A 24029-nucleotide genomic window follows, 5' to 3' on the forward strand; every position below is an offset into this window, starting at 1 on the left:
GTTTAAGGCTACAAAACAGTGTTACGACAGATCTAACCCTATTTCTAGGGTCAATAATTCTAGTTGGCCTATGACCATGTGCAAGGTTTCCCACCCAGTTTTGCAGGGTGGAAAACAGCGGGAGAGGAAATCGTCCAGTAATCATCTCAGCCTGCTTGGCGACCAATCACTAATTGAGTACCTGTTCGGCAGTGGAGACAACGGTCGCCCAATTCATGCCACAACATACTGATGGCTTTCATTCCAGTGCAATGGTTGGCACCGATCAATTGAACCTCATACCGTTTCAAGCGTTCAAGGGTGGCACCGATACGATCGCTACTGGCGTGTAACAGGTGCATGCCACCTAAAACAGCATAAAACTTACGTTCACCTGTAATTTCAGCAATGTAATCTAGCGTATTGATCACCCCAGCATGAGCACAACCGAGGATTACAACGAAACCATTCGGTGTTTCCATAAACAGTGCCTGGTCATCTGGGAGGAGATCCCTATCTGTTCGTTCAGGGTTGCACCAGAACCATCCCTCCGTATTCTCAAGCGGATGATGACGTGGGATTGATCCAGTGACCCAAACGCCTGGGATGACTTCTGTTGGTCTTTCCGTCCAGACCAAACGATGCACCTGATTACTTAATGCCTGTGCATCCTGTATTGGAGATCCAATGTCTCCTCTAGAGCTGTACTTTGGGGCGATCGCCTCTGGATGCAAGAACAAATCTGTTTTACTACTGTGCTTTAACAAGGCGGGCAAACCACCCGTGTGGTCGTAGTGGCCGTGGCTGATCACAATGGCATCCAGATCCACTAAGGAAATGTTTAAACGTTGAGCATTGTGATGCAAAGCAAACCCCTGTCCCGTGTCGAAAAGAACGGGATGATCGTCTGTTTCGATCAGAAAGGAAAGTCCATGCTCACTCAGGAGCCCTCGGTCTCCAGCCGTGTTATCCACCAGAACTGTAACAACGATGCGTTCAGGCATTGACGACTCCCTCAAACCCCCATCGGGGGATGCAATTTAGTCCCTGGGATACCGCCGATCGTCCCTATAACCATTAGCTCCGAAATACGCACCCATTAAAATTACTTTACTATTCTATAACCAATCAGTTATATTAAAGAAGGTTACAAAATGTATTGTTCTCCCCTCAAAATTGCTTCTTGCTGGATTGCAAAAACCTTTTGCAATCCACTCAACCCTGGAGATGATCTTATGGAAACAAATGTGGGTTTGCTCGATCGCGTGATCCGTGTCCTGTTAGCTTCGGTGCTGTTGTACCTGGGGCTGTTCCTCTACAGGAGTTCTGCCCTAGGCATTGGGCTGGTTGCCGCAGGTGGCATACTGCTGATAACGGCGCTGGTTGGTTTTTGCGGTCTTTATCGCCTCCTGGGCATCTACACCAACCAAACTAATAAGCAACTGTAGAAGCATTGACTCATTGATTCTTTGAGGAAACCACTATGACTTACCACTTCAGCAAGGTTGTTGATGCCTCCTTTCAAGAAGCGATCACCCAAGTCACCGAATCTCTCAAACAGGAAGGCATGGGCATATTGACCGAAATTGATGTGCAAGCTGCCTTCAAGAAGAAACTGGACATCGAGTTTCACCAATACAAAATTCTGGGAGCCTGTCATCCTCAAATTGCCTATCAAATGATCCAAACCGATGACAAAGCGGGTGTATTGTATCCCTGCAATGTCGTGGTGCAAGAACACGAGGATGGCAGAGTAGAAGTCTCAGCGGTTGATCCGTTGATGATGTTCCTGTCCCTGCACAGTCCGAGAGCAAAAGAAATTGCGATCGAGGCCAGTCAAAAAATGCAACGGGTGATCGATCGCCTGCCTCAAGCAACCTTGAGTGCTTCGCAAGCTGCATACACTATTTAAAGTCAAGGAGATTCATCATGGACGACAGTATGTCGCTCGAAAACCCATCCCTATCCCGGCGACAACTCCTCAATTTTCTAACCGGAGCGACTGTTGCTGCTACTGCTGGTTCCGCTCTCTACGCAGTTGGCAAATTCTTCATTCCTCCCGCAGAGTCAACCGGAGCAGGGGGGGCCATTCTCGCTAAAGATATTCTCGGAAATCCAATCCCAGCAAGGCAAATCTTGGCAGAGGCATCCGGAACTCGTGCCCTAGTTGCAGGTCTGGCAGGAGAACCCACTTACCTGGTCGTCCAAGAAGATAACACGCTGGATGCTATGGGAATTGTGGATAACTGCACCCACCTGGGCTGCACCTTCCCCTGGAATCCGATGGATCAGCAGTTTCAATGTCCCTGTCATGGCTCTCTCTATGCCCCTGATGGCACAGTAGTTCGTGGCCCAGCTCCCCTTCCCCTCAAAATTGTTCACGTTGCTGTCATCGATAACAACATTTTGATCTCACCCTGGACAGAACCCGATCCTCGCACTGGAGAAACCCCCTGGTGGGTTTGATTCGGGTTGCCCATATCCAAGAACTTTTCTCTCTTTTGAATCACCAAGAACTTTATGAAAATTGCCGTATCCAGTCAAAACCAGACCAGCGTAACTGCCCATCTTGGACATTGTCAAAAATTCTGGATTTATGACGTAGACAACGCCACCATTCAAACCAAAGAACTGCTCAAGCTTACCAAAGACCAGAGCTTTCATGAAAGTTCCTCCAAAGACCCTCACCCACTGGATGGGATCCAGGTTCTGATTAGCGGCAGTATGGGACGTGGCCTAGCCCGCCGTCTGGAATCCAAAGGCATTCAACCGATTATCACGCCTGAAACTGACCCGGATACAGCCATCACTGCCTATCTTGCGGGTTCTCTTGTAGTCATGACTCCAGAGGAGGTTGAGCATCACCATGACGTAGACCCACTTGTTGTCCCTCAGGTCGATCGAGACACTGGGAGTAGTAGCTGCCACGAGTAACGGTAACAACAACATTTTGGCGTTGCTGCATCGCACTATGATTTCGCTGGATTCCAGATGGAGTGCCAAGGCTTCCAGAAATCGTCTCATAGACAAGTTCAGCAACGCCCAACTTTTTTCATTAGGAAATTTATAATCTTCACCGCAGCTCATCCAAAGCTGTTTGTAAATTTCTGTACATTTTTATACAGAATTCATGGCATGAAAGTTGTGAAATTCATACTTAATCAATATTCAATTCAAGTGATGAAATTTGGCTCAGGGCTGCCTGATTAGTGCAGAAATAGGGTAGGTTCTCCCTTCAAGGAGACTGTTACATTGATCTGAACTTCCCACTTACAATGCTACTTGTACCCCCCCACACCTGGGGATGGAAATATGGGACGGTAATCAGGTAGTCAGGTAGTTGATCTATCCTGCAGGGCAAACTTGCAGTTTATGATGCAACTTTTTTGCTGTTTTTCAACCCCTGGACTGTTTTCGTTTGAGGTATTTCCAAAATGATGCTAAAGCTACCTGGAAAACGATCGAGGCGTAAGCGCTATGCTTTGCCCAAAATGGACAGATGGCTGTCTGCGCTTTCCGAATATGGTCAAGAAATTCAGAGACTTGCGCCGACTTGGCAGGCTTGCATTCCCCTGGCCTGTTTAATTGTTCTGTTCTGGGGAATGGCTGCTGTTGCCCAAGATCCTCCCAAAGTTGAGGATGTTGCGAAGACAGTTGAGACCTTGAAAGTCGGGCTAGATACCCTGTGGGTTATGGTTGCCGGAATGCTGGTCTTCTTCATGAATGCCGGATTCGGCATGCTGGAAACTGGTTTCTGCCGACAGAAAAACGCAGTGAATGTTCTAGCAAAGAACCTGATTGTTTTTGCCCTGTCCACCATCGCTTTCTGGGTGATTGGATTTGGCCTGATGTTTGGTAACACCAGTGGCGGCTTCTTTGGTTCTGAAGGGCTGTTCTTTCTGAGTGGTGCTGATAATAGTCCTGCTGTAGCGGATTACGCGGGGGCTTACAAGTCTATCAGTTGGGCAGGTGTGCCCTTGATGGCCAAGTTTTTCTTCCAACTGGTATTCGCTGGTACTGCAGCCACGATCGTCTCAGGAGCGGTGGCTGAACGAATTAAGTTCGTGGATTTCCTGATTTTCAGTCTTTTCCTGGTGGGCATCGCCTATCCCCTCACTGGCCATTGGATCTGGGGTGGAGGCTGGATTGCCAATATGTTTAAAGATGCCAGTGGGACAACGACTCTAGGCTTTTGGGACTTCGCTGGCTCCACAGTCGTTCACTCGGTGGGAGGCTGGGCTGCATTGATGGGTGCCGCGTTTCTGGGTCCCCGGATTGGTAAGTTCAATAGCGATGGTTCGCCGAGTGCGCTTCCTGGGCACAACATGGCGATCGCCACCCTGGGTTGTCTGATCCTCTGGCTGGGCTGGTTTGGGTTCAACCCCGGTTCTACGATGGCCGTTGGAGATGGCTCTTTGCTGGCTCACATTGCAATTACCACAAACACGGCTGCGGCCTTTGGCGGCGTTGCTGCCACGATGACAGCCTGGTTCCTGCTGGGTAAGCCTGACCTGTCGATGATCATCAACGGAATTCTGGCGGGTTTGGTGGGTATCACCGCTCCCTGTGCCTGGGTCACGGTTCCCTCCGCAGCCGTCATTGGTATCGTGGCTGGTGTGCTAGTTGTGTTTGCGGTCGGTTTCTTCGATCGTCTGAAGATTGATGACCCTGTGGGTGCTATTTCCGTTCACCTGGTTTGTGGTGTTTGGGGTACCCTGGCCGTTGGTTTGTTTGCAGTTGGGCCTGGGAAAGGAACTGGTGCGCTGGCTTATACAGCAGGTCCAGCTGCTGGGTTATTCGCCAACGGTGGCTTCAGTCAATTGGGGGTCCAACTGATTGGGGCACTTTCCGTGGGAGGTACGATCGTGTTGTTATCTAGCATTGTCTGGTTTGGCCTCAAACTACTGTTAGGTATTCGGGTTTCTGCCGAAGAGGAACTGCATGGCCTCGATATTGGCGAACATGGTATGGAAGCTTACAGCGGGTTTATGAAGGAGTCCACAGTGGTGTCTTCTCCGATTTCTGCTTCTGATAAGGGTATTACCAGTACCTCCTACTAATTGATTTAAGCTAGGCCTATTGCCTGATCACTATATAAACTATCACTTGCATGAGTTTTATCAGGGGTGCGGGGGCTGAGTCCCTCCACCCTTTATTTTTGGCATTAATATACTGGCCCATCTCCCGTTCTGGGTACACAGTAGCCCTTTGGGGGAGAAGGGGCTGGGGGCTGTAGACGCGCAGCGGCTTCCCCTTGGGTGGGCAACCTTGCAAAACTGGGATGCTCTCTCTCTGTTACCGTGCATGCATAGTTCCCCCTTGGGAAGGCGCAAGGCTGGGGTGGGTTGAGAAGACAACTCATCTAGCCAGGTATAACCTGCTTTCCTCCCTTCAACAGATGGGCAAAGACCCTATTCCCCTCTACTGTGGGATAGAATCTTTGGGAAGAATTGCTAGCAACCATGCCACTGTCCACAATCACCCCCGATCCCCTGTGGTTCAAGACTGCTATCATCTACGAGGTGCCCGTGCGGGCCTTTGCTGACAGCAATGGAGACGGCATTGGTGACTTTCGAGGTTTGACCGAGAAGCTCGACTATTTGCAAGATCTCGGAGTAACAGCCCTTTGGGTATTGCCCTTCTTTCCCTCTCCGCTGCGAGATGATGGGTATGACATTGCTGATTACACCAGTGTGAACCCTATTTATGGCACCCTGGACGATTTTCGTACCTTTCTGACCGCTGCCCATCAGCGAGAGATTCGAGTCATTATTGAGCTGATCATCAACCATACCTCCGATCAGCATCCCTGGTTTCAACGGGCCAGACGAGCCCCTGCAGATAGCCCTGAACGAGATTTCTACGTCTGGAGTGACACAGCAGAAAGATATCAAGAGGCACGGATTATTTTCCAGGATTTTGAAACATCCAACTGGACCTGGGATCCGATCCCCAAAGCCTACTACTGGCACCGCTTTTATTCCCACCAACCCGATCTGAACTACGACAATCCAGCCGTTCAACAGGCTGTGTTTCAGGTGCTGGATTTCTGGCTGGCCATGGGGGTGGATGGTCTGCGGATGGATGCAGTGCCCTACCTGTACGAACGGGAGGGCACCAACTGTGAAAACCTGCCGGAAACCCATGCTTTCCTGAAACAGTTGCGTCAATACGTGGATCAAAATTATCCCAACCGAATGCTGCTAGCTGAGGCCAACCAGTGGCCCGAAGATGCTGCCGCCTACTATGGGGCCGGGGATGAATGCCACATGAACTTCCACTTTCCCCTCATGCCCCGCCTGTTCATGTCCCTGCGGATGGAAGACAGTTTCCCGATCACCGATATCCTGCAACAGACTCCCCCCATTCCCGATAACTGTCAGTGGGGCCTGTTTCTGCGGAACCATGATGAACTGACCCTGGAAATGGTGACGGACGAGGACCGGGACTACATGTACCGGGTTTACGCCCAGGATCTGGAGATGCGAGTCAACCTGGGCATTCGGCGACGGTTGGCCCCCCTACTGGGCAACGATCGTCGCCAGATCGAACTCCTCAACAGCCTCCTCCTCTCCCTGCCAGGAACGCCCGTTCTCTACTACGGGGATGAGATTGGCATGGGGGATAACGTCTATATTGGCGATCGCAATGGGGTGCGGACGCCGATGCAATGGAGTGCCGATCGCAATGCAGGTTTCAGTCGGGCCAATCCCCACCGGCTCTACCTGCCCTTACTGGTTGAGTCGGAATACCACTATGAAGCCGTTAACGTAGAGGCCCAGCGAGCCAATCCCAACTCCCTCTGGCATGCCATGCGACGGCTGATTGCAACCCGAAAACGCTTTCAGGCATTGGGGAAAGGGAGTTTTGAGTTCCTCCATCCCGATAACCGCAAAGTGCTGGCTTTTACCCGGACCTACGGGGAAGAACATATTCTGGTTGTGGCCAATCTCTCCCGTTTTGTCCAAATGGTGGACCTGGATCTGACGGCTTTCAAGGGCATGGTGCCGGTGGAAATCTTTGGCCGCACAGAATTTCCCGTGATCTCAGAGGCCCCCTACTTCCTCAGTATCGCTCCCTATGCCTTCTACTGGTTCACCCTGAAGTTACAACCGGCTCAAATTCAACCACGCCCCCTGTCTCAATTGCCAACCCTAAAGGTACGGGGCCAGTGGCAGACTGTGTTTTCCCAGCGCAATGTGAAACAGGATCTGGAACTGCTACTGCCAGATTATTTGATGACCTATTCCTGGTATGGCGGCAGAATACGCCCGGTGCAGTCGGTTCACATCACAGAGGCGATCGAAATCCCAGGGATGGCCGGTCACAATCTGCCAGGAGCGGAGGCCATGTTGGTCTGGCTGCAGGTGGATTATATCCAGGGCAACCCTGAAACCTATCTGCTCTGCCTGACCTGGGCCGAGGGCGAAGCAGCCCTGCATCTACAGGCGGAAATGCCCCAGACGATCGTGGCCCGGTTACAGGTCGAGGGTCAGCCAGAACCGGGGATTCTGTGTGCGGCCACGACGGAGAAAACCACCTGGATGGCTCTGCTGGAGACGATCGCCCACGATCAAACCTTGAATGGTCGTGGGGGGAAACTTCTGGCCAAGGCAACGGAACGGTTTGTCGATCTCAAGGGGGAGGCGGATCACCTGGACCCGCAACTACTTCGGGGAGAGCATGGCAATACCCTGATGCTGTACTGGGATTCGTCCCACCCCGGCACCATCTCTAACCCGGTGCTGCTGCTGAAACTCTTGAATCGGGTCGAGGCTGGGGTCAATCCGGACCTGGAAATTCGCCGCTTTCTGGATCAGAACCAGCGGTTTCCCCAAATTTCCTCAATCGCAGGTTGGCTGGAGTATCGTCCCGATCGGGCTGAACCCATGACGATCGGGATTCTGCAGGAATATATCCCAGATGCCCGTAGCAGTTGGGACTATACCCTCGATCGGCTGCGGGACTACTTCGAACTGGTGACGACCCACAAAGCCGGTCTGACAGAAATCCCTGTTCCGGAGGGGTCTCTCCTCGATCTGCAGGCGGTGTTCTCAGAACCAGAAATAGTCCCCGAACGGGACTCCTGGGAGCCTGGGAGCCTGGAAGGGGGCATCAATCTGTCCCATGCCTCTCCCTACAGTAGTTCCAGAACCCTGGCTCAGGAAACCCTGGGCTCTTTACTGGCGAACGCACAACTGTTGGGCCAGCGCACGGCGGAACTCCATTGTGCCCTGGCCTCCGACGAAGAAAATCTCCAGTTTATCCCAGAGCCGTTTACCTCGTTTTATCAGCGATCGGTCTACCAATATGCTCGCAACCTGACCGGCAAGACGCTGCTGCTGCTGAAACAGCGGCTCAGAGCCCTGCCACCAGAGTCTCAGGTGCTGGCCCAGCAGGTTTTGGGACATCAAGAAAAGCTGATGGCCTGCTTCCAGCCCCTCCTGAACGGGAAAATTACGGCTTTGCGGACAAGGTATCATGGCAATTACCATTTGGGACAGGTCCTTTACACTGGTAAAGACTTCATTGTGACGGATTTTGGTGGCAGTCCCAGACGCACCCTGAACGAACGGCGCATGAAGCGATCGCCGCTGCGAGATGTGGCTGGCCTGTTGCAATCTTTCTCACTGGCTATTGCTGTGGCGTTGCACCGGGAAGTGGAAAGTGGTCTGATCCGCCCAGAGCAATTGCCTGTTGTAGAGCAGTGGAAGCACTTCCTCTATCAATGGACCAGTGCAGCCCTTTTGCAAGGCTACCTGACGATCGCAAGCCAGGACAAATTTCTGCCCCAAACTCACCAGGAATTACAAATTTTGTTGGATGTGTACCTGCTGGAAAAAGCGATGGCCAACCTGAGTGATGTGCTTCATGACTTACCATCCAGCCTGCTGTATCAGCATCCGGAGCGCCTGCCGATCGCCCTGGATCAGATCCTGCAACTGAAATAGCTGAGGCATCCGGTTGCAGACCCAGTCTGTCCCTCGAACCAATCGCTCCCTGAGCCAAGCCGTTCACAAAGTGTCCCCGTAGGGGATAGGGAGTATTCCAAGATGATTAAGAAATGAGAATTAAATAACGTAGGGGTTTGGGGGCGAAGCCCCCAAACAGTGGCAACGCCCCTGCACCCCAATTGTTCATCTTATTTAATTCGTGATCCTAAGTTGGTTTTTGGAGGGGTGAGGATGATTGATTCCAATCAATCACGCTGCATCACCTCTGAGATCGCCCGTACCAATTCATCCGGATTGATAGGTTTAGCCAGGTGGAGCTGGAATCCTGCAGCGAGGGCCTTCTTGCGGTTGGCTTCTCCTGCATAGGCTGTCAGGGCAATCGCTGGAATCTGCCCACCAGACTCTGTCGGCCAGCTCCGCACCCGCTGCAGCAACATATAGCCATCCATTTTCGGCATGCCAATATCGCACAAGAGAATATCAGGACGCTGTTTTTGCAAGATCTCCAGGGCAACTTCTGCTGCTTTTGCTTCATAAACGATCGCCCCTTCCTGCCGGAGCAGCATTGCCGTCATCTCCAGCATGTCAGCTTCATCATCGACCACCAAAATCTTGAGGTCAGTCAGAGGTGGAAACTGAACCCCTGATCCCAAAGGTTGTTTTTTGTTCTGAAGCATGGCCACCTCATCTTGGGCTAACAACGGGAGCAAGACTGTAAAGGTAGCACCCAACCCCTCCCCTGGACTCTCCACAGCAACGGTGCCCCCGTGTAACTCTACCAGATGACGCACGATCGCCAGCCCCAGTCCTAAGCCACCAAATTTTCGGGTTGTGGTGCTATCTTCCTGGCGGAAATAGTCAAACACATAGGGCAGAAAATCGGAACTGATGCCCTTGCCATTATCCGTGACGGTGATCTGGGCATATTTATTATTGGTCATTTGTCCTTGGTCATCTGTCATTTGTCGTTTGTGATCCGTAACTTGAGCTGGATGTGTTGCAGAACTAAGGACTGATGACAATGGACCAAGGACTAAGGACAACTTAACAACGACCTGCCCCCCTGGGGCTGTAAATTTGACTGCATTGGATAGCAGATTCCAGATAATTTGCTGCAGTCGGGTCGAATCCCCTGCAACCAGGCTGGCGTCTGGATTAAACTGGGTCTGGATCTGAATGGATTTGGCTTTAGCAGAAAGATAAACCGTCTCAATGGCGGCCTCAATTTTCTTCACCAGATTAACGATCTGGAAATCCAGGGAAAGCTTGCCTCGAAGAATGCGAGAGACATCTAATAAGTCTTCAATCAATTGGGCCTGCAGTTTGGCATTTCGCTCGATCGTCTGCAGCGCCTGCTCTGTCATCTGTTGATTGAACTTACGGGTCCGCAGGAGTTGGGCCCAACCGAGAATGGGATTCAAGGGCGATCGTAATTCATGGGATAGGACGGCTAAAAATTCATCTTTCACCCGATTGGCCGCCTCTGCATTGCTCCGGTTCCGTTGGGCTGCGGCATACAACTCGGCATTATCAATCGCCAGGGCTGCCCGTCGTCCCAGTTCTTCGGCCAGGTTTAAATCAGCCTGACTGTAGTGCCGCCCCGATGCTGTCGTCACGAAGGAAATGGCTCCCAGGGTGCGATCGCGGACTTGCATCGGCACCGCCATAGCCGAGGTAAAGCCTGCACTCCGTAGAATAGCCAGATGCTCCTCATCCTGGGCCACCTCGACTAGCAAAGCGTCGGAGATTTCCGGATAAAGTTCCGCCTGTCCGGTTCGAATGACTTGGGCAACGCCGCGCGTCGCCTGCGGATTGTAAGGATAACGTTGCTGCAGCTCATTCACCCAGGCAATCTTTTCCGGATCGGCATGGGTAACTGCCAATTGCCGCGTTCCCCCAGCCGTATCCACAATGTGGACTGTACACCAGTCAGCCAATTTGGGCACCACCAGTTGGGCAATACTGGCCAACGTGGTCTGATAGTCCAGAGAAGAGAAAAGCACCTGGCTGGCTTCGGCCAGAAATTGCTGGGCCGCCTCCGATCGCTTCAGATCAGTCACATCCATGGAGGAAACCCCAACCCCCCGCTGCCCATCGGGGAGGTAAACCGGATAATAGTTGACCAGGCAATGGCGGATCACCCCTGGAGGATGGGTTTCCCCCTGAAATTCCTGATTTAAGAGAGGTTCACCGGTCTGAATCACCTGTTTCACCATCTGGGCAACAAGATCAGCCCATGCGGGTAAAAGATCCCAGACTGTTTTGTTGAAATGGTCGGCTAGAGGCAAGCCGTTGATGGTGGCTAGGGCTTCATTGGCATGGAGATAGCGCAAATCCTGATCCAAAAACGCAATGCCAACCGGAGAACTCGACAGCAAAGAATTCAAAAGGGTTTGGCTGGTTTGCAGTTCCATGTCCGCCCTCTTTTTCTCAGTCACGTCATGAAAATACACAGCCAGACCATTGACAATAGGATAAGCCCGAGCCGAGAACCAGCGACCAGACCCATCGGGCGCTGGGGCCTCCACAGTGGCAGTGACTCGCTCTGCCATCACCCGACCATACTGTTCACCAAAGGCTGATCCAACCGCCTCCGGAAACACCTCCCAGAAGAGACACCCCAACATCTCTTTTCGCGATCGACCGGTTACTTCTTCCAAACGGCAGTTGACATAGGTCAGATGCCAATCCGCATCGACAGTAAAGAAAGCATCCGAAATACTTTCCAGGGTATCCGTCAATTGCCGGGTGCTCTTTTCGGAGTTTAATCTTGCTACCCGCAAGGCCTCACACAATCCGCTCACCAGGAGCCCCTGCAGGATAAACAGACCCAGGCGAGCAGAGCCAGGTAAATCCAGGGTAAAAGAAAGAAAAGGTGGGGTCAAAAAGTAGGTGCTGGCAAGGGCAGCCAGGATCGTTGCGGTAATTCCGGCTTGCAATCCTCCGGCCCAGGCACTCAGCATAACAGCGCTGAAAAATAGCAGAAAGGGGGATTTGCTGACCTCAAACCAGGGTTCCAGAAGCAACATCAGCAGGAGTGACGTAGAAACCATGAGCACAGCAATGCCATATTGACGGGCAAGCCAGCTGAAACTGGATGAAAGCAAGGACCAATCACCTCAAACTATCGGCAATGATTTACCTTAAGACAGATGCGTTTTTTTGCCCATTGATCCTAAGAGAGAATCGATCCTCTAAATAACCGACTAGGTCAGCCAGGAGACATGGGCACTCACCACTCGCCAGCCTTCTGAGGTTCGAACCCAGGTCTGGCTCTGGCGTCCAACCTTGCCCGATTGGGTGCGTCGGAATTCTGTGTTAGTCGTGGCAAAGTCTCGCCCGTAGGTCGTAATGACCGTGTTCATGAGGGTTCGCTGCAGATCCAGGGGAGAACGGTTGCTGCGAAAGGCCGCGATCGCGCTGTAGCCATACAGGTTTTCAGTCGCCCCATAGCGAATTGTCCGATCGCTCTGCCAGAACAGACTATCAAGCACTGGAATATCATTCTCAGTCAGTGCCTGCTCGTACTGCTCAAAGGCAGCCGTCACTTCTGCCAGCACCTCTGGGAGATTAATGTCCATATCGCGATCGCAACTCCATCGGGACTACACTAGTGAACAAGGTGGTTCTTCTGAAACCTAATGTAGATGATGTGACAACGGGAGCCAATGGATCATGAGCACCCTGGTGCGATCGGAGGAAGATCTCCTTTATCCGGAAAGTGATGGCAAACCCATGGCCGAGAATACGGAACAGTACCAGTGGATTGTCATGATTAAGGAGAATCTGGAAATCCTCTTTGCGGAGGTGCCGGATGTCTTCATTGCAGCCGATCTCTTCTGGTATCCCGTGCAGGTGCAGGTGCCACCAGCCCCCCGGCAGGCTCCTGATGTGATGGTGGCCTTTGGCCGCCCAAAAGGCAGACGGGGGTCCTATCGCCAGTGGCAGGAAGATAATATTCCTTTTCAGGTGGTCTTTGAAATCCTTTCTCCCAGCAACAAAACCCGCGATGGGCAGGAAGAAATGGACTTTAAGTTCATGTTCTATCAGCGCTATGGCGTGGAAGAGTATTACATCTACGATCCCGATCGGCAGAACCTGGAAGGCTGGATCAGACAGGGGGCGGCGTTGGTGCCCATCGCCCAACTCTCCGGTTGGGTCAGCCCGCACCTGCAGATTCGGTTGGAGTGGCAACCCGGAACGGCACTCCGCCTTTATGCCCCGAATGGACAGCCTTTTCTGACTTCGATCGAACTGGCCCAGCAGGTCGAACAGGCCCAACGACAGGCCCAACAGGCCCAACGACAGGCAGAACAGGCTCAACGACAAGCCGAACAGGAGCGGCAGGCGCGACTGGCCGCGATTCCGCGATTGCTGGCCCTGGGTCTGAGTGCCGAACAGGTGGCTGAGGCCCTGGGGCTGTCTGTGGCCGAGGTGGAATCATCCAGCAGGGATGGATTTCCCTAAAAAGGGGGGGTGGCATGGAGATGGACCCATTCCCCAGAATGGGGATGGCGGCAACGCAGACCCCTGGCATGCAAGTAGAGGCGATCGGCCCCAGAACCTTCTCCATACAGGCGATCGCCCACGATGGGGATTCCCAATCCCTCTGGAGCAGCCGCATGGACCCGGAGTTGGTGGGTGCGGCCTGTGACAGGGGTCAGTTCCAGTCGGGTGGTAATCGCAGTTCTGGCGATGACACGAAAGTGGGTGAGACTGGGTTTGCCCCGCAGTCGATCGACTCTCTGATAAGGCCGATCGGTTGGATCAGACCAGAGAGGCAGGTCGATCGTGCCCCGATCGGGAACAACCGTCCCATCCAGAATCGCTTCGTAGACCTTGTGGACTCGACGGTGCTGAAACTGCTGACTGAGTTGGCGATAAGTCTGCCCGTCGCGGGCCAGCAGGAGAATCCCGGAGGTGGCCTGGTCCAGCCGATGCACCGGCATCAGGTCCAGTCCCTCGGAGCGACCATAGCGCAGACGACTGAGGACACTGTCCTGGTGATCGAGCGATCGTCCCGGCACCGAGAGCAATCCAGCCGGTTTGTCTACCGCTAGCAGCCAGTCATCTTCATACAGAATCGTGAGGGAGGGGAGGGTTGGCGTCAGGCCCGACAGTAAAAAGCCCATGATAGGCTGGCAGCGTTCCACACAAGCTCCATAGAATCTCCCCTGCACTTTGTCTCCCAGGGGCGGTCCCCACCAGAATTCAGCCAGGGCCAGGGGTTTGAGGCCATGGGTGGCAGCATAATGCAACAGCTTGGGGGCACAGCAGTCCCCCGTGCCGGTGGGAAGGCCACCGCCTGCGATCACCTCTGGCAACGAGCGGGACTCCCCAGCAAAATTCGTCAACCGGTAGGCCGCATGCATCTGGGTTTGCAACTGGCGGGAGAGGGCTTTCCGCTGCTGCTTGATCGCTTGGATGCGGGTATCTGCCGCCTCGATCGTCTGGCGCAGGGGCTGCAGGGCCTCATCCCGTTGCCGTTTCAGTTGTCGGCGCTCCATGCCATCCCGGCGACTCTGGTCATCCAGTTGGGCCAGGGCAAGTGACGGCTCCTCACCTACAGACAGGGCGATCGTCTGCTGACGCAGGTGCTGACGATCGTGGCGGCGTTGGGCATGCTCTTGGGCAAGCTGCCGCAGGCGCAGCTCAAACTCCTGGGCCAGGGCCACATAGGTCTGCCGTTCCGGGATGCTCTGGAGCTGAATCAGCGCCTGCTTCAGAGCCTCCAACTGTTCCAGGGTTCGGGTCTCTTCCAGGATCACCTGTTCCCGTCCCGGAATCGGGGGCACCCAGCCCGCCACCAGACTTTCCCCATGCAGCAATCCGGAAAAGGCTTTCAAAACCTGTTGCGTTCCCGAAGGAGTTTCCACCAGCAGCACCCCATACATTTTGCCCTCACGGGAGTAAGCAGGGTCGGTGGCCAGGTGTTGCATCAGGTCGCAGGCGATCGCCTCAGCAGTTGTCGTGCGAGGCAACCTCAGCAGTTGGCCACTGCGGGGACAGCGGCCTTCGTACCAATCCCTCACATCCATCCGATTATTGGAAAACACTTTCGCCGACGCTATTGAAGGCTGCCACCCTGTAAGTCGCATTGGGTGGGGCTTGCTGGTCCCGATATTCTAGAACGACCTGGGGTGGCTTGGGGGCATCTCCAAAATTATGCCCCTGACCTTGAAGAGTCTGGATCAGGGCCTGATTGCGATAGATCCGAAACGATGGCAACCCATTTTCCAGATCCGGCATGAAATGCCATGTCACAACGGCTTCCGTGGCTCCAATTCTTGTAACCCGAACATCGGTGGGGGCAGCAGGTTTTTGAGTCGGAGAAATTTTTCCTTTCGTGACATACTGCTGCCATTTACGGGCTGTTTCCTGATTGGGCAGCCAGGCCGCTTCCAAAGGATTCCCTTGATACTGAGGGATCGGGGCGATCGCATGGTTTTTGGGATCCCCTAACCAACCCTGGGTAGCCTCAACAGGGCGAAGGGGAGTCCCCGGAGCTGCCAGCCTTGCCGTCAGCATGGCATCCAGGTAAGGAATGGCAAGGAAACGAGTATCGCCTGCCTCATGGGCTGTGTTGGCTGCCACTGCATAGGTCCACAGTGCCCCTGCCTGGCGGTAACGACCAAAAACTTGCTGAGATGGTTTCAGGCAAAAGTCATTGTAGGGGTCCTTCTCTCCTTCCGTCCATAGCAGGGGGATGCCCAGAATCTGGCGATCGAGGCCCGATGGGAAGGTATACCCACCACAGCGCACAGTCACAGCGGCGATCGTGCGCTCAGGATACTTTCTCACCATCTGGGTCACCCACTCAGCTCCGTTGGAGTGGCCCCAGAGTACCCAGGGAACCTGATCCAGTTCAGGATGGCCACTTTTCTGAGCGAAGGACTGTAGCGCTTTCAGGAAGGCTCTGCCAGAACCCCGATCGATATAGCCCCAGTCATCACAGACCGGGTCACGGGTCGGGAATTTGGCAGCCATGAGCGCCAATTGATGCTTGACAGCCAGGGCCTGCCACTGCAGATCATTAGCATGATTCAGACCTGCTTCAGCAGCCTCATCCCCACAGCCATGCAGTTTGAACAGCAGGCCACGGAGAATCGGCACCCCGGCAGGAACCCAGAGGCGATACTCAGCAGATTTATACTGGTCCCCGCTGGCTGGGGGAATCGTCACTTCAGCGTAATCTCCAGGGAAGATGGGGAGGGTCGAATGGGTTGCGATGGCGGAGCGTTGAGGCAAGGGTTGAGGAACCCTTAATAACCACTGTTCCCAACCAAGGTAGAGCACAGGCACAATTAGCAGGATCAGCAGAAATCTCAGTTTTGACTTAAACATGAGGATGATGGAGAACTGAATACCTGTCTGGATTGACTTCTCTGGATTTACTTCGGGACTGTGGGCGCAGATGGCATGGTTTTGTCCATCTCAGCTCTGATAATTTGCGCCATCTCCCTGGACTCCATAATCGAGGTGTGATGGCCTGGAATGGTATGAATCTCCAGACCTCCCTGGGCAATATCACTCCAGCCCTGCAAAGGTTCTCGCCTGTAGCCAGGGGGAACTTCCTGCGATCGGAACAGGGTGATCTGACCTGAGTAGGGTTTCGGAGAATAGGCTTTATGAATTCGACTGTAGGACACTTCCAACTGCTTCAGGTTGCTGGAGACCGTATCCTCCATATCTCGCAGTTGAGCCGAGGGACTGTAAAAGGCCCAGGGAGAATGTTCTAGAATATACTGGCTGACACGGTTCATGCCCTGCTTCAGGGAGAACGATCGGGCCGCAGGTCGGGAAACTGGCTTTGCCTCCGGGGCAGATTCGGCTGTGGCCTGGGCAGGGGTCGGTCTGGACCCGTTTGATCGTTGCATCTTCTGCCAGAGCGCACCAGGGTCGGAGAAGGGACGCTTCTCCAGCCAGCGGGGAAAGCTGTACCGGACGGCATAAACCAGAGAGGACAGGAGCCGGGGGAAGGCAGGCAGCAAATGAATCCCATTAGGACCATAGCTATCAAACAGGGCCAGAAGCGCAACCTGCTCTCCCTGGGCCTGGAGTTGCTGGGCCATCTCTAGGGCGATGTTGCCGCCATTGGACAGGCCAGACAGATAATAGGGGCCATGGGGTTGAATCGTGCGAATTTCCCGGACATAGTCGGCGGCGATTTCTTCCAGACGTTCCCGCAGGGGGGTGGGATCCCCTGCCAGTCCTCTGGCCTGTAAGCCGTAGACTGGCTGATCAGGGTCTAAATTGAGGGCCAGCTTGCGATAAATTAAGACGTTGAAGCCACCCCCATGCATACAGAACAGGGGAGGTCTGTTCTCGCTCCCGGCCTGGATCTGGACCAGAGGAGACCAGACACTGGCCTGGCTGTCTTGACGAAGTAAATGGGCCAGTTGCTCGATCGTGGGCGCATTCAGCAGAACCGACAACGGCAGCTTCTTCCCGCAGGTGGCTTCAATCTGGGCAAACAGGCGCACGGCCAGCAGAGAATCCCCTCCCAGATCAAAGAAATTATCCGTAACACTGATGGGCTGCATCCCAAAGAGCTGTTCCCAAATTTGAGTCAACTGTTGCTCCAGTTCATCCCGGGATGGGGTGATGGTCTTCGCAGGTTGGATTTCCACCGCCTGACTGGCGTCAGGTAAACAGGTCCGATCGACCCTGCCCTCTGAGGTCAGAGGCAGGGCATCCAGGAAGACCACCCTAGAGGGCACCATCAAAAGGGGCAGTTTCTGCTTCAGGTAGCCCCGCACCTCTGAGATCGTGGCGGTGGACCCTGGATTCAACACCACATAGGCCACCAGGCTATCCTCCTGGGGTAGGCGGCCATCGGCCAGGACCATCCCTTCCTGCACCTCAGGGTGCTGGCTGAGAATGGTTTCAATCCGGCCAAACTCAATGCGCCAATCTCGAATGATGACCTGTTGATCCAGATCGCCAATTCGCTCCACATTCCCGTCTCGCAAATAGCGGACGAGGGTGCCAGTCCTGTACAGACGATCTCCGGGGATAGAGCTAAACGGATGGGGAATAAATTGCGCAGCCGTGCGATCGGGGCAATTGTGATAGCCCTGGGCCACCCCTTCTCCACTGACATACAATTCACCAGGCACCCCCAGGGGCACCAGTTGTTGCTGGCTGCTGAGAACGTAAATCTGGGTATTGGCCGCAGGCCGACCGATGGGGATGGCAGTACTGATATCCTCCAGGGCTGTAATTGGGTAGGAGCAGGTAAACCCGGCATTCCCGATCGTGGCGTAGGTGTGGATCAGCTTGCAGGCAGGCAGTTCTCGCAGCACCTTCTGCACCTGGGGCACGGAAAGGATGTCGCCACCAGTGAGGATGTGGCGCAAGGACTGCAACTGTCCCATCTGGGTATCCACCAGGCGGTGGAAAACGCGGGCAGGCAACCATACCGTCGTGGCCTGGTAATGCTGAATCCATTGCCCCAGATGTGCGGCGGGGGTCTCCGGTGGGACGATCGCCAAAGTAGCTCCCCGGAGCAGCCCGGTCCAGATTTCAAACCCTGCCATCAAGGAGGTCAGGGAACTGTGGTGCAGGAGAGTATCCTCTGCCGTTAGGTGGAGGGATTGAATCCCCTGAGTCAGACGCACCAGATTCCGATGGGTAAAGATGACCCCCGGAGTGAAGTCAGCCGAGTCGGTGGGGTAAAGCAGACAGGCAGGCTGCTCAGGGCCTAGGGTCGGGAAGTCAATAGCCTGAATGGGGAGGCTGGGTGGGGTGGCATCCAGCCCAAGGACTTTAACCCCAGAGGTACTCAACCTGGTTTCCCAACCAGTTCGAGTCAGTACGATCGTGGCTCCGGCATGATCCAGAATCCGGCGTAACAGCTCTGGGGCACCGGACGAGGGGAGGGGTACATACACCCCCCCAGCCTGCAGGATGCCCAGTAGGGCAATCACTGCTTCAGGGGAAGGGTCCAGCCATACCCCCACCGTGCCGCCGGGTTGCAAACCCAGCTCCAGAAGCTCCCGGGTTAGTTGGTTAGCCCGCTGCTCCAGTTCCTGATAGGTGAATTGCCGGGTATCTGTCACCAGGGCGATGGCCTCAGGCGTGGCCTCCACCTGGGCCGCAATGTAGGCAGGCAAGGCCCGATCGACCGGCTCAGGGGATTGGGTCTGATTCCAGTCCACCTGCTGTTGTTGTTGCTCGGCAGGGGTGAGGAGGGGCAGATCCAGGACTCGCTGATCAGGGTTGGCGACAATCCCTTCCAGCAAGCTCTGGAAATGGTCCATCATACGAGAGGCGGTGCTGGGAGCGAACAGGTCGGCATTGTAATCAAAGACAGCACCCAGACCCTGAACCTGCTCCCGCATGACCAGAATCAGATCAAACTTGGTTTTACCGTGGTAAATATAGCCAAATAACGAGTCGATCTGCAGGTCAGGAAGATGGATGGAAGACATGCCCCGGCCATTGGTCCAGGGTGGATTCAGGGCGAATTTAATTTGAAACAGGGGCGATCGACTCTGGTTTTGCTCCGGGCGCAATTCCTCCACCAGTTTCTCAAAGGGTAAATCCTGATGGGCATAAGCTTCCAGGGCTTCATCTTTAACGTGGCTGAGCAAGTCTCGGAAGGTGGGATTCCCAGCAAAGCTGGTCCGCAACAGCAAGGTGCCCGAAAAGAATCCGATCAGCTTCTCGGTTTCCATCTGGTTACGGCCAGCATTTGTAAAGCTGATCAGAATGTCTTCCTGGCCGGAGTAGCGATAGAGCAGGGTTTCAAAAGTGGCCAGCAGGGTCATGAACAGGGTGCTGCCCAGTTGCTGACTCAGGGCTAACAGCTTGCCATGCAAATCAAGGGAGAACATGCGGGGGCAACGATCGCCCCGATAGGTCTGGAGCGGAGGCCGGGGATAATCTGTGGGGAGCTGGATCGCAGCCAGATTCCCACTCAACTGCTTTTTCCAGTAGGCCAGTTGCGCTTCCAGCACCTCTCCCTGCAACCATTCCCGCTGCCATTGGGCAAAATCCCCATACTGGATGGGCAACTCTGGTAACGGAGAGGGTTCGCCCGCCAGAAAAGCGGCATAAAGGCTGGTCAGCTCCTGGTAGAAGACATCCGAGGAGGCCCCATCTCCCGTAATACAGTGCAGACACCAGATGAACAGGGAGTCGGTATCCGTCAGCCGGAACAGCTTGACATGCAACATGGGCCCATTGTGCAGATCGAAGGGCTGTCGGGCCAGGGCTGTGGCCCGCCGATGGGCCTCCTGATCCCGCTCCTCTGCTGGCCACGATCGCAGGTCATCGATCGGCACCGTCACGGGCATGGGGGGCGCGATCGCCTGCAGGGGCTCCCCTTCGACCAGGGGGAAGGTGGTCCGGAGGATCTCATGGCGACGCACCATCTCGCTGAGGCTGCGCTCCAGCACAGGCACATCCACCTGTCCTGTCAGCCGCAAAACGACGGGCATGTTATTCGCTGAACTCTCGGGTTCGAACTGATGCAGCAGCCAGAACCGCTTCTGGGCAAAGGAGAGGGGAGCTGTGCCCTGGCGGGCTAAGGGAACCAAGGGGGGCCGCTGGGCCTGGGAGGCTGTATTGAGCTGTTGCAAAAAGTTCAGGATATCTGTCTTGCGAGCTTTTAACTCCGTCAGCAACTCTGGTGTCATCGTCCCTTCCGGAGCCCGATAGCGGAGCCGATCTCCCTCTAGCCAGAGCTTGATATCAAGCTGGCGCAGTTCAGATAGGAATTGATCCAGGGTTTTCATAACTCTCCCTCATCATAGTTACTGGCGGCGCTATCGGAGGGCGGTGGGGCGCTTTGAGTCACCCAGCGCAGGGTTTCCACCCGATCGGCCAATTCAGCCACGGTGGGAGCCTCAAACAGCGCTCGCAGGGGTAGATCCACAGAGAAGAGCTGACGCAACCGGGCCAGCACCTGGGTTCCCAGCAGGGAATATCCACCCAACTCAAAGAAATTATCATGAATCCCGACCCGTTCCAGTTTAAGGATCTGAGCCCAAACTGTTGCCGTTTGCTCCTCGACCGGATTGCGGGGAGCCACATAACTGGCTGCCAGATCAGCCCGCAGGGTATCGGGGGCGGGGAGCGATCGTCGATCCACCTTGCCGCTGGGGGTCAGGGGCATCTTTTCCAGCAGCACGAATGCCGTAGGCAGCATATATTCCGGTAGCTTCTGCTTCAGGAAACTGCGCAGTTCACTGCTGGGAACCTCCTGGGTCGGATTCAAAACCGCATAAGCGACCAGACGCTTATCCCCTGGCACATCTTCCCGGATAGCAGCCACCGCATCCCGCACAGCAGGATGTTGACTCAGGGCAGCTTCCAGCTCCCCTAATTCAATCCGGAACCCCCGCACCTTAACCTGGTTGTCAATCCGGCCCAGGAACTCAATGTTGCCATCGGGTAGATAGCGGGCCAAGTCTCCCGTCTTGTAGAGGCGGGCACCGGGCTGCTGGCTGAAGGGATGGGGAATGAACTTTTCAGCCGTAAGTTCGGGCCGATGAATATAGCCTCGGATGGCATCATCCACGGCCACGCACAGTTCCCCCGCCACCCCAATGGGCACGAGCTGCAGTTGGGGATTCAGCAGGTAAACCTGGGTGTTGGCGATCGGGCGTCCGATCGGGGGCAGGGGCATCCAGGTCTTGGGATGACTCGGCAGGGTAAAGGAGGTGACCACATGGGTCTCAGAGGGACCATAGTGGTTGTATAGGGTGCAGTCCGGCAATTGACTGAACCAGTTGGCGATCGAGCGGGTGATCTGCAATTGCTCCCCTGCCGTGATCACTTCCCGCAGGCTGGCGGGGGCAATCCCCCGGCTATCTGCAACTTCGGCCAGGTGCTGCAACCCGATAAACGGCAGGAACAACCGTTCGATCTCCTGCTCATTCAGGAAGCGCAGCAACTCAACCGCATCCTTGCGGGTATCCTCTGAAATCAGCACCAAAGTCCCCCCAGCGGACCAGGTGGAGAAGATTTCCTGGAAAGACACATCAAAACTGACGGGGGTAAATTGTACAGTCTTGGCCCCCACAGACAGGGCAGATTGTTGCAACTGCCAGTGCAGCAGATTGACCAGAAGCCGGTGATTCAGGGAAACCCCCTTCGGTTTGCCCGTTGACCCGGATGTGTAGATGACATAGGCCAGATGCTCTGGCTGGGTCTGGGAGGTGGGATTAGCCGGACTCTGCTGGGCGATCGTCTCCCACTGAGTATCCAGACAGAGCACCTGAGCCTGGGTAGGGGGGAGGGAGGTCAGCAGACCTTGCTGGGTCAACAGGACCGGAGCCTGGGAGTCTTCCAGCATCAGGGCTAGCCGTTCCTGGGGATAGGTCGGGTCTAGGGGGACGTAGGCTCCCCCCGCCTTCAAAATCCCCAGCAGCCCCACAACCAGTTCGAGCGATCGCTCCAGACAAATCCCAACCAGCACATTGGGGCCAACCCCCAGACTGCGGAGGTGGTGAGCCAGATGGTTGGCCCGCTGGTTCAGCTCTTGGTAGGTAAGTTGCTGATGATCAAAGATCGCAGCGACAGCAGCAGGTGTTCGCTCTGCCTGGGCTTCAACGAGTTGATGAATACTGAGGTGATTGGGATAGGGGGTTTCCGTTTGCTGCCACTGGGCCAGGAGATCTTGTTCTGGAGCAGGCAGCAGGGGCAGACAGCCAATCTGCTGATCCGGGTGAGCCACAATACTGCGCAACAGGGTTTCAAATTCCTGGGCATGGCGATCGATGGTCGCCTCATCAAACAGATTGGTGTTGTACTGCCACTCCAGCACCAGTTTATGTTTGAATTCTGTGACATTCACATACAATTCAAAGTTTTCATAGGCCCGTGGATTCGAGAAAACCTCAGCCTGGAGACCGGCGAAGGGCAGGCGATCGCCCTCCAGCCCCTGATCCAGGTTGAAAATGACCGATACCAGGGGAATGCGGCTGGGATCACGGGGGAGGGTAAGTTTCTGCAGCAGACTGCCGAAGGTGAATTGCTGGTTATCGTAAGCGTCCAGAATATCTGGCTTGCGACGCTTCAGATAATCGCTGAAGGATTGATGGCCATCGATCTGGCTGCGGATGGGGAGGAGGTTGACACAATGCCCCACCAGACTGTATTGACCGCTGCCAGCCTGTCCCGCTGCAGGGACACCCACCACACAATCCTCCTGACCCGTCAGGCGATGGAGAAAGACCTCGAAACTAGCCAGGATGGTTGACATGAAGCTACATCCCAGTTGGGTCCCTAATTGCTTCAGGCTGGTCATCAGGGTCCCATCCAGGGTATAGTCTCGCCGATCGGCAACAAAGGTCCGGAAAGAGGGGCGGGGCCGATCGGTAGGCAGATCCAACACGGGCACTGCGCCAGCAAACTGCCGCAGCCAGTAAGCTTCTGTGGCCAGGGCCTCCTCACTGCCAGCCTCTGCCTGTAACTGCAGGGCATACTCACTCAGCCGATCGGGATCCTCCAGGTCAGCGGCTTCCCCAGTGGTTAAGGCGCTGTAGAGGCGACCCAGATCGGGAATCAAAACCCCCCAGGACCAACCATCACAGATAATGTGGTGGGCTGTGAGGATCACCCAATAATCCTGAGCCTGTAACTGCAAAACCTGAGCTCGAAACAGGGGGCCATGCTCCAGATCAAAGGGTGTGGTAACCGCCTGCCGTAACAGGCTCTTCATTTTGCTGTCCTGTTCTGCCGAGGACAGGGCCGACAGATCAGACTCAACCACCGGAATATCCAGGGTGTCATGGATACAGAGGTTATTCCCATCAGGACTGATCGTGGTCCGGAGTGCTTCATGGCGCAGGACGAGTTGCTGCACAGCCTGTTGCAGCAGCGTTACATCCAGTGGCCCCCGCAAACGGAGAGAGACAGACTCGTTGTATGCACAATTGGCATCCTCCCCTAAGCGCACCGATGCCCAAATTTCTTTCTGGGGCTCAGTAGCAGGAGCTGTCAGTAGAATATCTCCTCCGGCAAAAGGGTCAAAATCAACAGCTGTAAAAGTAGCAGGTTGATCTAACGGCAAAGCACTCATAATTGACCTCTGATTTGGCAATGTCCACAGCAGTGAAGTGCAGTGGGGGTTTGAATCGCATGAGT

General features: G+C 54.7%; 14 protein-coding genes. 7 read left to right on the forward strand and 7 right to left on the reverse strand.

Features of this window, described 5'->3' with window-relative positions:
• Positions 1-146: 146 nt before the first annotated feature.
• Entirely contained in the window at positions 147-983 is an 837-nt protein-coding gene (locus tag BST81_RS00130) for an MBL fold metallo-hydrolase (protein ID WP_075596514.1), read from the reverse strand.
• Positions 984-1214: 231 nt separating this feature from the next.
• Here BST81_RS00130 and BST81_RS00135 point away from each other — a divergent pair, with 231 nt between their 5' ends.
• From BST81_RS00135 to treS, 6 genes are all read left to right on the forward strand, one after another.
• Complete coding sequence (locus BST81_RS00135; protein WP_075596548.1) at positions 1215-1427, forward strand: DUF2892 domain-containing protein; 213 nt, start codon at positions 1215-1217, stop codon at positions 1425-1427.
• A gap of 35 nt (positions 1428-1462) precedes the next feature.
• Positions 1463-1891 (forward strand): DUF302 domain-containing protein, encoded by a 429-nt coding sequence (locus tag BST81_RS00140; RefSeq protein WP_075596515.1) that lies wholly within the window; start codon positions 1463-1465, stop codon positions 1889-1891.
• A 17-nt stretch (positions 1892-1908) separates the two neighbouring features.
• Positions 1909-2445 (forward strand): cytochrome b6-f complex iron-sulfur subunit, encoded by a 537-nt coding sequence (petC, locus tag BST81_RS00145; RefSeq protein WP_075596516.1) that lies wholly within the window; start codon positions 1909-1911, stop codon positions 2443-2445.
• 54 nt (positions 2446-2499) lie between these two features.
• Positions 2500-2913, forward strand: coding sequence for a NifB/NifX family molybdenum-iron cluster-binding protein (locus BST81_RS00150; RefSeq protein ID WP_075596517.1), 414 nt, complete (start codon positions 2500-2502; stop codon positions 2911-2913).
• Positions 2914-3413: 500 nt separating this feature from the next.
• A complete protein-coding gene (locus BST81_RS00155) occupies positions 3414-5039 on the forward strand; it encodes an ammonium transporter (protein ID WP_075596518.1) in 1626 nt (541 codons plus the stop codon).
• A gap of 402 nt (positions 5040-5441) precedes the next feature.
• Positions 5442-8930 carry a maltose alpha-D-glucosyltransferase gene (gene treS, locus BST81_RS00160; protein WP_075596519.1) on the forward strand — a complete coding sequence of 1163 codons (3489 nt, stop codon included), beginning with the start codon at positions 5442-5444 and terminating at the stop codon, positions 8928-8930.
• Between the two features lie 248 nt (positions 8931-9178).
• On the opposite strand, the gene BST81_RS00165 is transcribed toward treS, so the two are convergent.
• On the reverse strand, positions 9179-11992 hold the full coding sequence (locus BST81_RS00165; RefSeq protein WP_290439406.1) for a PAS domain-containing protein: 2814 nt from the start codon (positions 11990-11992) through the stop codon (positions 9179-9181).
• Positions 11993-12139: 147 nt separating this feature from the next.
• A complete protein-coding gene (gene hpxZ, locus BST81_RS00170) occupies positions 12140-12514 on the reverse strand; it encodes an oxalurate catabolism protein HpxZ (protein ID WP_075596521.1) in 375 nt (124 codons plus the stop codon).
• Between the two features lie 94 nt (positions 12515-12608).
• Between hpxZ and BST81_RS29045 the strand changes: the two genes are divergently transcribed.
• Positions 12609-13400, forward strand: coding sequence for a Uma2 family endonuclease (locus tag BST81_RS29045; RefSeq protein WP_075596522.1), 792 nt, complete (start codon positions 12609-12611; stop codon positions 13398-13400).
• Here BST81_RS29045 and BST81_RS00180 read toward each other — a convergent pair.
• From BST81_RS00180 to BST81_RS00195, 4 genes are read right to left on the reverse strand one after another with little or no spacing between them, the layout of a single operon-like run.
• A complete protein-coding gene (locus tag BST81_RS00180; RefSeq protein WP_253188030.1) occupies positions 13397-14989 on the reverse strand; it encodes a pseudouridine synthase in 1593 nt (530 codons plus the stop codon). The two genes, BST81_RS29045 and BST81_RS00180, sit on opposite strands and share 4 nt — an antisense overlap.
• Entirely contained in the window at positions 14976-16277 is a 1302-nt protein-coding gene (locus tag BST81_RS00185) for a hypothetical protein (RefSeq protein WP_075596523.1), read from the reverse strand. The genes BST81_RS00180 and BST81_RS00185 overlap by 14 nt, the downstream gene beginning before the upstream one ends.
• Before the next feature lie 47 nt (positions 16278-16324).
• A complete protein-coding gene (locus BST81_RS00190) occupies positions 16325-20674 on the reverse strand; it encodes an alpha/beta fold hydrolase (protein ID WP_075596524.1) in 4350 nt (1449 codons plus the stop codon).
• Positions 20671-23964 (reverse strand): non-ribosomal peptide synthetase, encoded by a 3294-nt coding sequence (locus tag BST81_RS00195; RefSeq protein WP_075596525.1) that lies wholly within the window; start codon positions 23962-23964, stop codon positions 20671-20673. Before BST81_RS00195 ends, BST81_RS00190 begins: the two co-directional genes overlap by 4 nt.
• Positions 23965-24029: the final 65 nt, after the last annotated feature.

The sequence above is a fragment of the Leptolyngbya sp. 'hensonii' genome, from assembly GCF_001939115.1.
GTDB lineage: Bacteria > Cyanobacteriota > Cyanobacteriia.

Excerpts from the sequence above, each read along its gene's own strand:
- BST81_RS00130 (WP_075596514.1), bottom strand. The coding sequence starts at position 983 with ATGCCTGAACGCATCGTTGTTACAGTTCTGGTGGATAACACGGCTGGA.
- BST81_RS00135 (WP_075596548.1), top strand. The coding sequence starts at position 1,215 with ATGGAAACAAATGTGGGTTTGCTCGATCGCGTGATCCGTGTCCTGTTA.
- BST81_RS00140 (WP_075596515.1), top strand. The coding sequence starts at position 1,463 with ATGACTTACCACTTCAGCAAGGTTGTTGATGCCTCCTTTCAAGAAGCG.
- petC (WP_075596516.1), top strand. The coding sequence starts at position 1,909 with ATGGACGACAGTATGTCGCTCGAAAACCCATCCCTATCCCGGCGACAA.
- BST81_RS00150 (WP_075596517.1), top strand. The coding sequence starts at position 2,500 with ATGAAAATTGCCGTATCCAGTCAAAACCAGACCAGCGTAACTGCCCAT.
- BST81_RS00155 (WP_075596518.1), top strand. The coding sequence starts at position 3,414 with ATGATGCTAAAGCTACCTGGAAAACGATCGAGGCGTAAGCGCTATGCT.
- treS (WP_075596519.1), top strand. The coding sequence starts at position 5,442 with ATGCCACTGTCCACAATCACCCCCGATCCCCTGTGGTTCAAGACTGCT.
- hpxZ (WP_075596521.1), bottom strand. The coding sequence starts at position 12,514 with ATGGACATTAATCTCCCAGAGGTGCTGGCAGAAGTGACGGCTGCCTTT.
- BST81_RS29045 (WP_075596522.1), top strand. The coding sequence starts at position 12,609 with ATGAGCACCCTGGTGCGATCGGAGGAAGATCTCCTTTATCCGGAAAGT.
- BST81_RS00185 (WP_075596523.1), bottom strand. The coding sequence starts at position 16,277 with ATGTTTAAGTCAAAACTGAGATTTCTGCTGATCCTGCTAATTGTGCCT.
- BST81_RS00190 (WP_075596524.1), bottom strand. The coding sequence starts at position 20,674 with ATGAAAACCCTGGATCAATTCCTATCTGAACTGCGCCAGCTTGATATC.
- BST81_RS00195 (WP_075596525.1), bottom strand. The coding sequence starts at position 23,964 with ATGAGTGCTTTGCCGTTAGATCAACCTGCTACTTTTACAGCTGTTGAT.